This window comes from Actinomycetota bacterium, from assembly GCA_014360645.1.
In the GTDB taxonomy this organism is placed as follows: domain Bacteria; phylum Actinomycetota; class Geothermincolia; order Geothermincolales; family RBG-13-55-18; genus Solincola_B.
Window position 1 is genome coordinate 35,137 of sequence record JACIXD010000010.1, and the last position, 15,209, is coordinate 50,345.

The 15,209-nt window shown below is 66.6% G+C and carries 12 protein-coding genes; 2 read left to right on the top strand and 10 right to left on the bottom strand.

Annotated features, from left to right (window positions below; translation table 11 throughout):
* Nucleotides 1-162 precede the first annotated feature (162 nt).
* Nucleotides 163-618 (top strand): hypothetical protein, encoded by a 456-nt coding sequence (locus H5T74_09895; GenBank protein ID MBC7230685.1) that lies wholly within the window; start codon nt 163-165, stop codon nt 616-618.
* Nucleotides 619-821: 203 nt separating this feature from the next.
* Here H5T74_09895 and lon read toward each other — a convergent pair whose 3' ends face one another.
* The 7 genes from lon to xseA all read right to left on the bottom strand — a co-directional run bounded on the left by lon (nt 822) and on the right by xseA (nt 10,159).
* Nucleotides 822-3,338 (bottom strand): endopeptidase La, encoded by a 2,517-nt coding sequence (gene lon, locus H5T74_09900; GenBank protein ID MBC7230686.1) that lies wholly within the window; start codon nt 3,336-3,338, stop codon nt 822-824.
* 55 nt (nt 3,339-3,393) lie between these two features.
* Entirely contained in the window at nt 3,394-3,843 is a 450-nt protein-coding gene (locus H5T74_09905) for an Hsp20/alpha crystallin family protein (GenBank protein MBC7230687.1), read from the bottom strand.
* Nucleotides 3,844-4,518: 675 nt separating this feature from the next.
* On the bottom strand, nt 4,519-5,547 hold the full coding sequence (locus H5T74_09910; GenBank protein MBC7230688.1) for a BMP family ABC transporter substrate-binding protein: 1,029 nt from the start codon (nt 5,545-5,547) through the stop codon (nt 4,519-4,521).
* 73 nt (nt 5,548-5,620) lie between these two features.
* On the bottom strand, nt 5,621-6,580 hold the full coding sequence (locus tag H5T74_09915) for a DMT family transporter (GenBank protein MBC7230689.1): 960 nt from the start codon (nt 6,578-6,580) through the stop codon (nt 5,621-5,623).
* Between the two features lie 75 nt (nt 6,581-6,655).
* Nucleotides 6,656-7,996, bottom strand: a complete 1,341-nt coding sequence (locus H5T74_09920) for an LCP family protein (protein MBC7230690.1) — start codon at nt 7,994-7,996, stop codon at nt 6,656-6,658.
* A gap of 210 nt (nt 7,997-8,206) precedes the next feature.
* Nucleotides 8,207-8,431 carry an exodeoxyribonuclease VII small subunit gene (xseB, locus tag H5T74_09925; GenBank protein ID MBC7230691.1) on the bottom strand — a complete coding sequence of 75 codons (225 nt, stop codon included), beginning with the start codon at nt 8,429-8,431 and terminating at the stop codon, nt 8,207-8,209.
* 300 nt (nt 8,432-8,731) lie between these two features.
* Complete coding sequence (gene xseA / locus H5T74_09930; protein MBC7230692.1) at nt 8,732-10,159, bottom strand: exodeoxyribonuclease VII large subunit; 1,428 nt, start codon at nt 10,157-10,159, stop codon at nt 8,732-8,734.
* A gap of 187 nt (nt 10,160-10,346) precedes the next feature.
* On the opposite strand from xseA, the gene H5T74_09935 reads away from it, so the two are divergent.
* Nucleotides 10,347-10,862, top strand: a complete 516-nt coding sequence (locus H5T74_09935) for a hypothetical protein (protein ID MBC7230693.1) — start codon at nt 10,347-10,349, stop codon at nt 10,860-10,862.
* Between the two features lie 257 nt (nt 10,863-11,119).
* Here H5T74_09935 and H5T74_09940 read toward each other — a convergent pair whose 3' ends face one another.
* From H5T74_09940 to H5T74_09950, 3 genes are read right to left on the bottom strand one after another with little or no spacing between them, the layout of a single operon-like run.
* Nucleotides 11,120-11,407 carry a hypothetical protein gene (locus H5T74_09940; GenBank protein MBC7230694.1) on the bottom strand — a complete coding sequence of 96 codons (288 nt, stop codon included), beginning with the start codon at nt 11,405-11,407 and terminating at the stop codon, nt 11,120-11,122.
* Between the two features lie 5 nt (nt 11,408-11,412).
* On the bottom strand, nt 11,413-13,350 hold the full coding sequence (locus H5T74_09945; GenBank protein ID MBC7230695.1) for a M23 family metallopeptidase: 1,938 nt from the start codon (nt 13,348-13,350) through the stop codon (nt 11,413-11,415).
* The gene (locus H5T74_09950; GenBank protein MBC7230696.1) at nt 13,351-14,997 is read right to left on the bottom strand and encodes a PASTA domain-containing protein; all 1,647 of its coding nucleotides are present in this window, start codon (nt 14,995-14,997) and stop codon (nt 13,351-13,353) included. It abuts the gene before it with no gap.
* Between the last annotated feature and the right edge of the window lie 212 nt (nt 14,998-15,209).

Sequence of the window (15,209 nt, forward strand, 5' to 3'; positions counted from 1 at the left end):
GCATCCTGCCCCGCGCCGCGGGCCCCGCGGGTCCACGAAGCCGAGAAAGCGGCGGCATCAACTTGCCGCCCGCAGCGAGGAGGTGGAGGTGTCCGGAAAGACCGTCATATCCGCGCGGCGTTGTCCACTCCGATGTCCACCCGTGTCAGCAAAGGGGTAGGGGTGTCCGGGAAGCCTGCTCTATCCGGTCACGTCCCGGCGGCGCGGGGCCGTGACGCGGTGGCGGGGTTCTGCCTCGTCTTGCTGCTGCTGTCGCTCGCCGTGCATGGCTACGGCTGTTCTTCATCCACGCCGGAACGTGCGGTGTGGGATTTCGTGGCCGCCCGCATGGCGGGAAACGACCGCCGCGCCGCGGAGCTTACCGTAGAGGGCGACCTGGGAGAATATCCCGGGGGAGAACCGTACCTGGGAGGCTCGGGATTCTCCTACCGCGTGAGTGAGGTGCAGGTGGAGGGGGACGGCGCCCGGGTAACGGTGGCCTTCCGCTGGGACGACCAGGAGGTGGAGGTGCCCTACGTGACGCGTCGCGTGGGGTCCAGGTGGAAGGTGTCCCTGGAGGAGACGCTCGAGGGCTGGCTCCCCTCCCCCCGGGTCGAAGATGAGTCCCGGGGCGACTGATCGGCCCTCTTCCATCACGGCCTGATGGCCCCGCGGACGGCGATATCGCAGCTCAAGTCAAAATGCCGTTGGCGCACCACGTTCGGAGATGTCCCTGAAAAGGGATGAGGGTTGCCGCCGTGTACGGAAAGGCTGGCCTGCCGCCCCCGCATCTCGCATCACGGGCCGGCGGCTTTCCCAAACCTCCCGCGGCCCCTGACCCTTCAGGAAGACCTTCCCGCCCCGCTCCTCCCGTACTTCTTGGCCGCCGGGCGGGGTTTCTTCTTCGCCGCTTTCGCCGCCTTCGTCGCCCTCTTGGAGGCTGCCTTCTTGAGGGCGGGTTTCACCTTCTTCCTCGCGGCCGGCTTCGTCGCCGTCGCCGTTCCCGCCGACTTCCCGTGTTTGGCCGCCCTTCTGCCGTCGGGGTAGAGGGCGGCCTTGAAGACCTCCTCGATGTGGGACACGGGGATGAACTTGAGGTCCTTGCGGATAAAGGAGGGTATCTCCTCCAGGTATTTCTCGTTCTCCTCCGGGATGACGATCTTCTTCACCCCCGCGCGGTGGGCGGCGAGCACCTTCTCCTTCAGCCCCCCTATGGGGAGGACCTTGCCCCGCAGGGTTATCTCGCCCGTCATGCCCACTTCCTTTCGCACCTTGCGCCCGGTCACCGAGGACATCAAGGCGGTGGCCATGGTGACCCCGGCGCTGGGGCCGTCCTTGGGGATGGCGCCTGCCGGCACGTGCACGTGCATGTCATGCTTGCGGAAGAACTCGGGGTCCACCCCGTAATCCTCCGCCACGCTGCGGCAGTAGGTCAGCGCCGCCCGGGCGGACTCCTGCATCACGTCGCCCAGCTTGCCGGTGAGGATGAGGTTGCCCTCGCCCGGCATGACCTGGCACTCCACGAAGAGCACATCCCCGCCGGATTCCGTCCAGGCCAGCCCCGTGGCCACCCCCACCTCGTCCTCCTCCTCCAGCACCTCGAAGCGGTATTTGGTGGGGCCCAGGAGCTCGTGCAGTTCCTTATCGGTGACCTTCCTGCTCTTGCGCTTGCCCGCGGCGATGTCCCTTGCCACCTTGCGGCAGATGGTCGCCAGCTCCCGCTCCAGGTTGCGCACCCCCGCCTCGCGCGTGTAGTTGCGGATCACCGCGCGCAGCGCCTCCTCCGTAACCGTGATCTGGCTCTTCTTCAGCCCGTGGGCCTCCAGCTGCCGGGGCAGGAGGTGGTCCTTCGCGATGTGCAGCTTCTCCACCTCGGTGTAGCCGGGCAGTTCCAGCACCTCCATGCGGTCGAGGAGGGCGGGATGTATGGGTATGGGCGTGTTGGCGGTGGTGATGAACATCACCTTCGAGAGGTCGAAGTCCACGTCCAGATAGTGGTCGGAGAAGGAGTGGTTCTGCTCGGGGTCCAGAACCTCCAGGAGGGCCGACGCGGGGTCGCCCCGGAAGTCGGCCCCGATCTTGTCCACCTCGTCGAGCATGAACACGGGATTGTTGGAACCCGCCCTCTGGATGCCCCGGATGATGCGGCCGGGCAGGGCGCCGATGTAGGTGCGGCGGTGCCCTCTGATCTCCGCCTCGTCGTGCATGCCCCCCAGGGATATGCGCACGAACTTGCGCCCCAGGGCGCGGGCGATGGACTGGCCGAGGGAGGTCTTGCCCACCCCGGGCGGCCCCACGAAACAGAGGATGGGGCCCTTCATGTCCTCCTTCAGCTTGCGCACCGCCAGGTACTCGATGATGCGGTCCTTGACCTTGTCCAGGTCGTAATGGTCCTCGTCGAGGACCTGGCGTGCGCGCTTGATGTCCAGGTTGTCCTCGGTGCTCACGTTCCAGGGCAGGCTGGTAAGCCATTCCAGGTAGGTGCGGGCCACGGTGTATTCCGCCGCGGCCACGGGCATCTTGGAGAGCCGGTCAAGCTCGCGTTCCGCCTCCTTGCGCGCCGCCTCCGGCATCCCGCTCTGCTCTATCTTCTCCCGGAACTCGTTGATCTCCATGGTGCGCTCGTCGAACTCACCCAGTTCCTTCTGGATGGCCTTGAGCTGTTCGCGAAGGAAGTATTCGCGCTGGCTCTTGGACATCTCCGTCTGCACCTCGGACTGGATCTTGGAGCCGATCTCCAGGATCTCGATCTCCTTGTTGAGGAACACGGTGAGCTTTTCCAGGCGCACCTTAACGTCCAACGCTTCCAGCAGCTCCTGCTTCTCCTCCAGGCTGATGTTGATGTTGGAGGCGATGAAGTCGGCCAGGTTGTTGGGCTCGCCGATGTTCATGGCGGCGATGAAGATCTCGTTGGGGAGGTAGGGCGCCAGGGAGACCATCTTCTTGAACTGGGTGAGCACGTTGCGCGCCAGACCCTCGAGTTCCACCGACTCCTCGATGACCTCCCTCACCTTCTCCACCCTCGCCTTGAGGTAGGGCTGCCGCTGCACGTACTCCACCAGGCGGATGCGCTGCACCCCCTGGACGAAGAGCTGCATGGAGCCGTCGGGGAGCTTGAGCATGCGGATGATGGCGGCGGCAGTGCCGATGTCGTATATCTGCTCCGGCTGGGGGGTCTCGACCTCCTCCCTGCTGGCCACCGCCGCCACCAGGCGGTCGGCGGTGAGGGCGTCGTCTATGAGCCTGACGTATTCCTCCCTGGTGATGAGCAGGGGGACGATGATGTGCGGATAGATGACCGTGTCCTTCAGCGGCAGCACGGGCAGCACCTCGGGGATGTACGGCTCCGCCATGCCCATGGGAAAACTGTTGTCCGGCAAGGTCTACCTCCTGTTGTCGTGATCGGAGACCGCTCTACTCGCTGCGGATGTCCACGCCCCGCAGCCGGTTGCGCTTCAGCTTGGGCAGGGTGATCTCCAGGAAACCGCGACGGTAAATGGCGCGGGTGGCGTCGGCGTCGATGTCCACCGGGAGCTCGAGCTTCCTCTCGAACTCGCCGTAGTTGATCTCCAGCATGTGGGCGGTGCTCATGTCCTGGGGCTTGAACTGCCGACGCTTTCCCCTCACGGTGAGTACCCTGCCGTGCAGCACCACCTCCACCTCCGCCTCGTCCACCCAGGCCAGCTCCAGGACCACCGTGAAGTGGTCAGGGCACTCATAGACGTCGCAGAGCGGTTTCCACGCCTTCTCGAAGACCGCGGAGGGCTTTTTCCAGCGCGGCATGTGGCTGAAAAAGCGCTCCATCTCGCTGCGCATGTTCAGCAGCTCGTCGATCTCGTCTCCATCCCAGAAAGCCTCAGTCAAGACACAACCTCCTTATGCGGCACACATGCCCTAAACTTTTTAATTATACCCAAATCTCCGCCTGCCGAACCCCGAGGGGGATGAGCCGCGCGCCGGGCTCGGGAATACGCCTCCGCCCGCGATGCGTGTCGCCCGCCCTCGGCGACAGCAGCCCGGCCCGGGAAAGGGCATCCCGGGGCGGCCCTCGGCGGCGAGCCGCGGGGTAGCCAAGACCTTCCCGATGGCGGCGAGCACGAGGAGAACGGGGTGTCCTTCCCCCGTCATGCGGCGCATGGCGGCGGGGAGTTGGCGGAGACCTGAAGCCCCTTTTGCCTGCAAACACCGCTGAGGGAACAGGGAGTCGGTGGGATACCTGGGGCGATGAAGTGAGGAAATATTAACCGGCTTTAGCGGGGTCGGGCGGCGGCCGCCGGGATGACGGTGCGAAGCATGCCATCATCGCGACATGAGGTCGACCCTTGCGTCTCGAAGAGTCCGACCCGCGTCCACGGCATCGGGCTTCCCGCTGCTCCCAACGGGGACGCCCGGTTCCCCCCACGCCGGGGGCGGGCGAGGCCTCAGGGCGACGGGGCGGAAAAATCCATGTCGCGGGCCTTGAGCATCTGCTCCGCGAGGGCTTCCCGCAGCTCCCAACGGGGACGCCCGGTTACCCCCACGCCGGGGGCCGGCGAGGCCTCAGGGCGACGGGGCGGAAAAATCCATGTCGCGGGCCTTGAGCATCTGCTCCGCGAGGGCTTCCCGCAGCTCCCTCCCGATGTAGCCGTCATGGGCATGATAGGGGGCGAGGCTCCAGGTGCCCTGCTCGCCTCCCCACACCGCCTTCCCGGGCGAGAGCTCCCCGTCCATGGCCTCCCTTACCGCCTCGAAGATCGCGTTGTCGTCGCGGAACACCAGGGAGGTGAGGACGTGCCCAGGCGATTCTCCTGAGCGGTCGGGGCCCGAAAGGATGACCAGCACCCCCTTCTCGGCGGCCACCTTCAGGACCTCGGTGTTGAAATCGCCGGGGGAGCAGAAGATCACGTCCGCTCCCTTCTTGATCGCCTCCTCGGCCAGGGCTCTCGCCGCCTTCGTATCATCCCCGCGCTCTAGGTAATAGTCGAGGTAGTCAGCATTGGTCGCCCCCGCCTTCACGCCGCGGTCGAACCCTCTGGTAAAGTATGACAGCAGGGGATAGTCGCGGGAGCCGATGAAAGCGACCAGGGGCTTGGCGTTGGTGAGGGGGTGGCTGCCGCGCGCGCTCAGCCAGGCCGCAAGGTAGCCACAGAGGTACGTACCTTCCTCCACCCGGTAGCGCACCACGGTCACCTCGCCCTCTCCCGTCACGGGCTCGGAAGGCTCGAAGTCCAGTGCCACCACCGCGCCCCCCCAAACCTGCGGCCGCGCCTCCAGCACTGCCCGGGAGGAGGAGCCCAGCGATATCACCAGGTCGTAGGGCTCGCCCTCCGCGTCGAAGAGGTAACCCAGGTCCCCCCCCTCCTCCGGAAGGATGAAATCGACGCCGGCGCCCAGCACGCCCTCCGCCCTGCGCGCTCCGTACTCGGCGATAAGGTTGCGCCCCTCCTCCCAGCCGCCGGCGGGGAATCCCACCACCGCCACGCGGAATCCGGGCTCCGGCCGGGAACATGAGCTGGCGGCCAGCGCGGCCGTTAAGATGAGAAGGCAGGCGAACGCCGCCCGGCCCAGACGCTCCAGCGCCGCCCTCATGAGGATTCCTTATATATATGAAGGACGCGTTCCGTTGCTCGCATTTGGCGTTTATTATACCAGCATCCGCGCGTCATCCGGCACCGCCGCCCGGGCCGTCCACGGCGGCGCCCGGCGAGGTCTGCCGGCGCTCGCGGGTCAGGGCGACGAGGAGGATGCCCGCGGCGACCAGCAGCGAGGCCGCCAGCAGCCGGTAGGATACCGGCTCTCCCAGGAAGAGATGGGCACAGAGCAACGCCAGCACCGGCTTGAGATAGAACAGGCTCGCTCCCCGCGAGGCGGGCACCCGGCGCAGGCCCTCGAAATAGAGGAGGTAGCCCAGGCCCACGGTCACCGCCCCCAGATAGAGCAGCCACCACCAAGCGAGGGCTCCGTACGAGGCCATCTCTCCCCAGCCTCCCGTCACGGTGAGCAGCGCGGCGAGCAGAAAGGAGCCCGCCGCCATGGTGAGGAAGGAGACGGCGAGGCCGCCGAAGCGCTCCGAGTACCTCTTGCCGTAAACGCTGTAGACGGACCAGGTTAGGGCGGAGCCCAGGACCATCATCCCGCCCAGGAAATCCCCCCGCGCGAAGAGGCCCGCGAAATGAAAATCGGTGACCGCGGCGAACGCTCCCAGCAGGCCTAGAAGCACCCCCAGCCAACCCGCTGCCCCCAGCCTCTCTCGCAGCGCCAACGCCGCCACCAGGGCCGTGAACACCGGGTTCATGGAGAAGATGACCGCCGCCACGGAAGCGCTGGTCCTGTCTATGCCCTCGTGCAGGAGGAAAAAGGTGAGGAAGACGCCCACCGCTCCCAGTGCCGCGATTCGCATACCGCTCTCGCGCAGAGCGGAGAGCACCAGGCGCTGCTGTCCGCGCAGGGGCAGGAGCAGGAACATGAACGCTGCACCGATGAGGAAACGCAGCGCCGCCACCTGGGTGGATCCGACGGGAGCTTGCCCCGCAGGCCCGGACTGGAGATATTTGGAAACCACCTCGATGGTGCTGAAGAGCACGATTGCTCCCGCCACCAGGAGATATCCTGCGCGCCTCATCTACACGCCCCCGTTCCGGCGCGCAGCCGGGACCGTGCGGGTGACGTCGTCGCGGCAGGCGGGGCGCATGGGCTCTCAGGGGCTGACGTAATCCTTGCCGATGACCAGGATGACATCGGCGTCATAGGTGATGGCCACGTCTTCGTCTTCCTCTATCACGTATGCCGCGTTGGGGTTGAGATCGCGAGCCACCACCCTCGCCTCCGCCTCGTGCCCGGAGGAATAATAGACCGTGGTGGCCTGGTAGGGGTTGACGGTGTTTCCAACGGTGATGTCGGCATAGCCCTTGTCCTTCAGCCTCTCGGCGACCTTCGAGGCCATGCCCTCCCAGCGTACGCCGTTGAGCACCGCCAGGTTGACGCGGGAGCGTTCCACCTCGGACTCGGGGATGTTCGTCGCCTTCTGCTCGTTCGCCGCCAGCTGTTCTTCGGGGGTCATGCTGCTGCAGTAGAGCTCGATGTTGCGGAAGATACGCGCGGTCTCCTGCTGGTCGAGGATATAATACCAGGGCTGGCCGGCCGCGGGCACGGGATCGTCTCCCGGCAGGGTCACGAACTCCACGTCCTCCACCCGCATACCCTGCAGCGCCTCGGCCAGGGTGAAGATGAGATCCGGCTCCAGGGTTGTGTCCAGGTATCTCACCGCCGCGTCAAGGATCCTCAGCAGGGACTGCAGGTCCTTTACCTCCACCACCTTCTTCATCATCGCCGAGAGGAACCTCTTCTGGTTCTCGATGCGGTCGAGGTCCCCCCGCGGCAGGTTGCGGCTGCGCACCAGGATGAGGGCGCTCTCGCCGTTGAGGAATACGTCCCCTTTGGGCAGGGTGCCCACCTTGGGGTCGAGGATGGGGTAGTCGAGGTGGAGCACCACTCCCCCCACGGCATCCACGATGTTCTTGAAGGCCTCGAAATCCACCTCCGCGTAGCCATTGATCTGCAGGCCCGAGATCTCCTCCACGACATCTATGGCCCCCGCGGGGCCCTTGAGGGAATGGGCGGCGTTTATCTTCTCCGTGCCGTATCCGGGGATGGTGACGCGGGTGTCGCGCGGTATGGAGACCAGCACCGCCTTCTTCTTCTCCACGTTGACCGAGGCGAGGATCATGACGTCCGAGCGCGTATATCCCTCTTCGCCGGGGACGCTGCCGCGGTCGATGCCGATGATAAGGACGTTCAGGTTCTTGGAAGGGTCGATCCATTTCTTGATGCGCTCGCTGACGCCCGGTGCCTGCTCCTCGGTGATGGTGGTCTCCTTCCAGCGCATCCTGAAATAATGCTTGCCCGCCCATATCTTCACCACGTCGAGGTTGAGGATGCCGACCACCAGGCCCCCCACCAGCAGCAGGCAGGCGAGCACCTTGATGACGGCCTGCCTCTTGCGGCGTTTCCTTATCTTCAGCCTTTCCTGTCTCTTCATTTGAAGGTTTGACGCCCTCCCGCCTCCGGCTGTTCCGAACGCGACATGCGTATCATCCGTATTATATAGGCATCGCGGCCGCGCGCGGAAACCACCCGCACCTTTCCGAGAAGGCGCAGAAGAGCTCCGCGGCTCACGGGCCGCGAGCCTTACGGCTTGAAGACCTTTCCATGACAAGGCCTCCGATGGAAAGCGCTGGTCCCGCGCGCCCTACCGTGGGTCCTCCAGGTCGAACTCCTCAGTTGCCAGCCCTTCCTCAAGGGAGCCGATGAGCTTCTCCACCCTGGAGCTCGCCTCCGCCAGCCGCTGCCTGGCCTCCCGGATGAGCCCCACCCCCTCCTCGAAGAGGCGCAGTCCCTCCTCCAGCTCCAGGTCCTCCTTCTCGAGAGTGGCGGTTATGCGCTCAAGCCTGTCCATCATCTCTTTGAAGGTCATCTCACCCATATCATCCTCACCCCGCGATCCCTCATCTCATCCTCGCTTATCCGTCATCCCGCAACGCCGCATATACGTCCGCGCCGCGGGGCAATGCCCAGGCGGCGCCCGCTCTCCAGCAGTACCCCGGCGCTCGCGCCCCTCGCCCACCTCGCGATCCGGTTTGCCGGTCCGCGGAACGCAGGTATCCCGGATGCCGGATTTGCCGGCTCCGCCGCCCCGTGCCCCGGCTCCAGGCCGCCCGCCATATTTTCCCCGCCGCTTCCATATGCCTCGCGGGGCACAAGGCCGGCGCGGCGCTCATCCCTCCGGCGATCTCTCCTCCGCGACCTCGGGCCTCACCTCCCTCACCTCGCCGCGTATGCGCCCGTGGTGCAGGCGGATATCCAGGCCGTCGCCGATCTCCACCGCCGCGCTGTCCGTGAGCGGCCTCGTCTCTCCTTCCCTGGTGACGATGGCGTAGCCACGGGAAAGCACCGCCAGTGGGCTGAGGTCGTCGAGGCGGGAGCCGACGAGGCGCAGTCTTCCCTCGGTGCGGGAGATCATGTCCACAGCCGCGGCCTTCAGTTCGCCGGCCCGCCGTGAGGGCTCCGTTTCCCGCCACCGCACCCAGGCACGCAAGGCGGCGGAGAGCTTGCGACATGCATCCTCGATCCTCGAGGGCAGGGCGCGGTACTCCCGCGGGAAGCGCGCCAGTGAGAGCGCCGCCGCCTCCACCGCGCGTTCCCTTCTCTCAAGACATGAGCGAGCCGACGAGATCAAGCCTTCCTCCGCCTCCGCGAGCCGCTGTGCCGCCTGGTTCACCAGCATGGCCGGGTCGGAGAAAGGGCGCCTGGTGAGCAGGGAACCCAGGCCGCGTTCCAGCCGGTGCAGCCCCCGCCTCAGGCCGGAGGCCAGGGCCAGCTCCCTCTGCCGGAGCAGGGCCAGCACCTCCTCCCGCGAGGGCACCACCGCCTCCGCCGCCCCCGTGGGCGTGCTGGCCCGGAAATCCGCCGCCAGGTCGCTCAGGGTGATGTCCGGCTCGTGCCCCACCCCGGTGACCACGGGGATGTGGGAGGCCCTTATGGCCCGCGCCACCTCCTCGCTGTTGAAGGGTTTGAGGTCCTCCAGGGAGCCGCCGCCCCGCGCCAGGATGAGCACCTCGGCGGCCTGGGCCCGGTTGAAGAGGTCGATGGCCCCCACGATGTCCCCGACCGCCTCGTCTCCCTGCACCCTTACCCCGCGGATGAGCAACCTCGTGCCCGGAAAGCGCCGCTTGAGGTTGATCACCACGTCGCGCACCGCCGCTCCCTCCAGGGAGGTGATGAGCCCCACGGTGTGGGGATAGGCGGGGAGCGGCCTCTTCAGGGCCTCGTCGAAAAGCCCTTCCGCGGCGAGCTTGCGCATGAGGAGGAGGAACTCCCTGCGCAGCCTTCCCTCTCCTGACTCCCTGGCCTCCAGGACGTTGAGCCGGAACTGGCCCCGCCGCACATAGACGCCCAGCCGCCCCCTGGCGAGGAGCGACATCCCCTCCCGCAGCTCGCAGTCCATCCCCGCCAGGGCCTCGCGGAAGATGATGCAGGAGAGGGAGGCATCCTCGTCGGAGAGGCTGAAGAAACTGTAATTGGGATAGGGACGCAGGTTGGAGACCTCGCCCTCCACCCACAGGACCAGCCCCTGCAGCAGGCCGTCCGCCAGGCGGTTGACCTCCCCCACCGTGTAGACGCGCTCTTCCTCTTTCGTGCCCATGACAGGGACATTATATCCGGCGGCGGTGCCATCTCCTCTCCTACGCCCGCCGAGAAGACCCCGGGAAGGAAAAACAACCGTGAGGTTGAAATACATGATATAGAGTGCGAGAAGGCCAGAAGAGACCATATGTAGTGTTTACGTCCCCCGGCAGGGTGCCGTGGGCTTGCGATAAAGGGGGTTCGGCTTGGAGATACTGGCCTTGCTCCTCCTGGGCCTCATAGCCATGCTCGCCATCGTCCCCCCCATCATCCGCGGCAAGATCGAGGAGTCGCCCCTGGCCACCACCCAGAGCTTCCAGCGCAGCATGGAGGAGATCGCCCATTCCATAGAGTCGGGAAGTCTGCGTTCCGCCCGAGCTTATGAGGCCAGGTTCGGCGGAGGCAGCCGCGCGTATGCTGAGGATACGGAGCGCAAGCCCTTTCCCCGCCCCGCTCCTGGCCGGCGCAGGGCGAGCGCCGCTACGAGGAGAAACCGCGTCTTTTCCCTGCTCACTCTGCTGGCCTTCTCGTGGGGCGCCGCCACCCTCTTCAGCGGCAAAGCATGGTGCCTGGCCCTTTTCGTCTCCTCCTCCATCATGCTCATAGTGTTCTGGCTGCTCACCATCATCGTCCCCTACCTCGCCGCCCCCGCCCGCACCCGCCGCCGCGAAGGCGGCAGGGGGCGCCATCTCGAGCGTCACCCCGACCGCCGTGCCGTATAGGTGCCTGCCGAGCGCGCGCTTTCCGGCGCGGTTCCAGATATAACATCCGTTGGTAACGTCATAGATTTTTCTCGTATAGGTGCCTGCCGGGCGCGCGCTTTCCGGCGCGGGCAAGCCGTGGAAGCAGATCACGGGACCTGGTCGCGAGCACGCGTCCCGCATCCTCTCCCGGACGTTCACCGAGGCCGCCGCGGAACCCCCCTGCCCGCGACCGCCGCTCCTCGCCCCGGATCCCGGCCGGTGAGGATAACTGCGCATCAGCGTATCACGCCGATCCTCATCAGCAGGAGCACCATGAAAAGATGGAACAGGAAAAAAGCCGCCATGGCCCCAAAGGACTTTCTCCCGTAGCGGGGACGGAAATAGAGAAAGAACATGGCCGACACGAACCCCATGACCCCCAGGACAAACAGGACCGTGATGGCGGCGGGAACCCGTTCTCCGTGTGCACGCATATGCGCGAACATGTACCCCGGAACGATGGCGGTGGCCGCGGAAGAGACGATGACCAGCATCTGCGGCCAGGTGGGCAGTTTGTCCTTCATATCCTTCACCTCCTGTACATGCCATCCCCCATGCGCGGGGGGCGGACCTCCAGATTCCACAAGCTCTCCCGTACCTCGCCGCGCCTGCCGAGCAGGCGCGGCAGTAGGCGTGAGCAGCCCTCCTTAAACCCCTTGCTCAATGACTTCCCGAGCAGCGCCTTGAGGAACTCGCTGTTCAGGGCCAGCCTGCCTCCGCTGGCGCGAGAGAGGACCCCGACCAGCCCCTGTCCGTTTCCGGCCAGGTTGATGGCGCCGACCAGGGCTCCGCCTCCGAAACAGAGGAGCGACTCCGCCAGGGAAGGCAGGTTCCCCGTCGCCATGCGCACGGCCGCGTCGCCCAGGGTAGCGGTGCATCCGCACATGCACACGTAGGCCAGACGGTGGCTCAGCGACACCGCCATCTCTCCCGCGTATGCCGCGGCCGCCGCCGCCTCGCCGGAGACAAGAGACCCTCCCGAGGAGAGGAATCCCGCCGCCAGCGCCTGGGCCGCCTCGGAGGAGAGAAAGCCGGTGGTCACCAGCTTTCCCAGGCCTCCCGTCAGCCCGCCCACTAAGAAGGAAGCCAGCAGACCAAGGGGATGGATGTCTTTTCCTGTGGCGGCACAGAAAACGACATAGATGGCGGCCTCCGCGCAACCGTAGGACAGAAAGGTCTTGCCGAATCCCAGCAGGCCGACCTGGCTCCAACCACTGGCGATGAAGGGAGCCAGGTATGAGGCCGTCAGGCAGGTCCCGGCGGCGGCCATCCCGATGGTCAGCGAGCCAAGAAAACATCCCAGGAAGGAGAAAGAATCGCCCGATGCGAAGGTGTAGTACACCGCGTAACCGATGGCCGCGACGCTTCCCACCACCGCGGCCGTCACCGCCGCGGCCAGGGACAGGCCCAGGATGACGGCTATGCCCGCCACCGCCAGGCACACGATGGCTGCCGCCGCCAGCGCGGCCAGCACCGCTTGCACCACGCGATTGGACAGAGCTGCCCTGGCGACCTCGGCCACGCCCCGGCAGAAAGGGACCAGCCAGGGCTCCACGCAGGCGCGGTAGAAAGCCTGCACGGCTCGTCCCAGGGGTCCGGCGACCCGGCAGGCCAGCCTCCAGGCGGCACCTCCCGCCTTCCCCGCCGCGTGCCATACGGCCTTGAAGGCCCCGCCCAAGGCCCTTCCCCCCGCGGAAAACCCCCTCCCGAGCCATTCGAAGTAGCCTCCCGCCCCGTGGCGCCGCATGAAAGTCCGCAGCGCTTCCACATCTTCCCAGGGCCCGAGGAAAAGACATTCAGAGGGGTCGAGCACGCGTCCCTCGAGAAAGGGCAGGGGATCCACGGCGATGCCGTTCATGAACAACCCGAAATGCAGGTGGGATCCCTGGCTGGAGCGGTCCCTTGAGCCGTCGCTGGTCCCCAGCACCTGACCCGCGGCAAGGCGCTGTCCCCTCCGCACCAGGATGGCGCCCAGGGACACGTAGGTGGTCTTGATGCACGCCCCGTGGGCGACGCTCACGCAGGGGCCCACCGGGGTGCCGCCGGCGAAGGTGACCGTGCCCGCGGCGGCGGACCGCACCTCGCTCCCCCTTGCGAGGGCTATGTCTATCCCGGAATGTCCACCCGCTCCGTAAGGTCCGGCGGCGGGGGCGAAGGGGCAGGTGATCTCCCCCCTCGCCGGCCAGTCAAAGGAGGGTGCCTCCTCCCCGGCCGCCACGGCCGGGGAGGGCGGCGGTTGGAAGGAGAAAAAGAGGATGGTAAGGAGGGTGATGATGAGGAGGGTAAGGGCAGACGCCCGGCTTACGAAGGGTGCCTTGCCGCCCCGCGTGCCGAGGGCACGGGTGGAAACGGGTCCGGAGGCGGCGTCGCGCCACTCCCGCGAGATAACGCGCTTGGCCGGGGTCATGCGCGATACACCGCCGCTTTCCGTCCCCTCGGGGCGGTTCTCCTTCCCTGTGGAAACCAATCAATATACCTCCAACGTGACCGAGGCGGTGGAGCTCGATCCCCTGGAATCGAAAACCTCCAGGACCACCTGAAAACGGGCGGGTATGACGGGGGGGTCGAAGACGTGCTGCGCGGTCATCCCCTCGAGGACCGTCCCGTCACCGCACCGCCAGACGTAGCGGACGATATCTCCGTCGGGGTCGAAAGAGCGCCCTGCATCCATGCTCACGCAGAGGGGAGCCGCGCCGCTGCGCGGAGAAACGGCGAGCACGGCGTGAGGAGGAGAGGGAGCGCGCTCGGGGGCGTCCGGCATGCGCATCCCCTGCGGGGTGGAGGTAGGGGCCTGCTCCACGGAAGGTCCGGAACGGGAGGCGGTGGGGTCCCCTCCCGGGGGCGGCGCGCCGGGAGATCCCTCCTCCATGCCGGATGAGGAGGGACCGGCGGTGCCGTCCGCCTCGCTGCCCCCCGTCTGGTTGCCCTCCCTGCCGGCGCTCACCACCAGCACCACCTTCTCCCCCCGCGTCAGCAGCGATCCCTCGGCTGGCTCCTGCGCCGCCACCCGCCCCGCGGACCACAGGCGCGACGGCGCGCTGCGGCACTCGTATTCCAGGCCCAGCGAATCCAGGAGCCCCCGGGCCTCCTCCAGGGCCATGCCCTGCAGGTCGGGGAGGGTCACCTTTTCCTCTTCCTCCACGGGCGCGGCATTTTCCCGCTCCCCTCTTCCGGAGAGCATCCCGGCCGCGGCCGCAAAGCACACCCATAGAGCGACTCCCCCCAGGACGACCAGGAAGAGGTTGCGCAACACGCTGCTTCTCTTCCTCTCTTCGCCGGGTACGAGGGGCCGCGCCACCATCCCCTCCTTGAGAAAGGAAAGCCCGCCGGGGGCCGGGGTCTCGCCCGTCCCGCCCTCCTCTTTAGAACCGCTGCCCTGAAGACCGCGCAGCACGCTCGCCTCCAGCTCCTCCAGGAGAAGGCGCGGCGAGGAAGGCCGGTTCCTCGGAAGGGGGTCCGTGGCGGTATCGAGCAGGCTTCGCAAGCGTTCCGAGACCGCTTCGCGCGGCAGTATGCCGCGGATCATGGCCGCCAGGGCATAGACGTCCGAGGTCCTCAGCCCCTCCACGCCGCCGTCCGTCTCGGGAGCGCGGTAGAGGGATACGCGCTGTGCGAGGCGCGGCTCGCTCTCCTCCAGTATCCAGCCGTATCCCACCCGGACGAGCTTCACAGCTCCCCCATCGCATACCACCACCTGGCCGGGGTTGAGGCCGAGGTAGAAGAGCCCCCTGCCGTAGGACTCCGCCAGCGCCTCCACCGCCGCGCGCGCTATCTCCACCACCTGCGAGGGCGGCAGCTCGCCGCAGTCATCCAGAACATCGAGGAGTGGCGCCCCCTCCACGTTCTCGCCCACCATGAAAAAGGGACCGCCCTCTCCTATTCGCCCCCATGCATAGAGGACCGCGATATGCGCGCCGCGCACCGAGACGGCGGCCTCGAGGATCTCCTCCACCCGTTCCGCGGCCAGCCCAGCGGGCAGACCCTCCGCCTCCAGGACGTCCACCGAGACCAGAGTCCCCAGCTCCGCGTCCTCGGCCTCGTAGGTCGAAAGATACCGGCCCGAGGCCAGCCTTCTCTTCACCACATACCTCTCCGCGAGCATCTCTCCGATCATCGCCCACCTCGCGTTAAATTAATCATGTGCATTAACTTAATAAAGTTATATTACTTTGTCAAGACATATCTTAAGCCTCTTCTCCCGCCTGCCGCAGACGCCGGCGGAGCCATACCGCCGGAAGTGCGATATGGCGCGGTACCTCGGGCGTGGGAATGAGGAAACGGGCTGGATGGGAGACGGGATGGGAGATGCATGGGACATGGATGGGG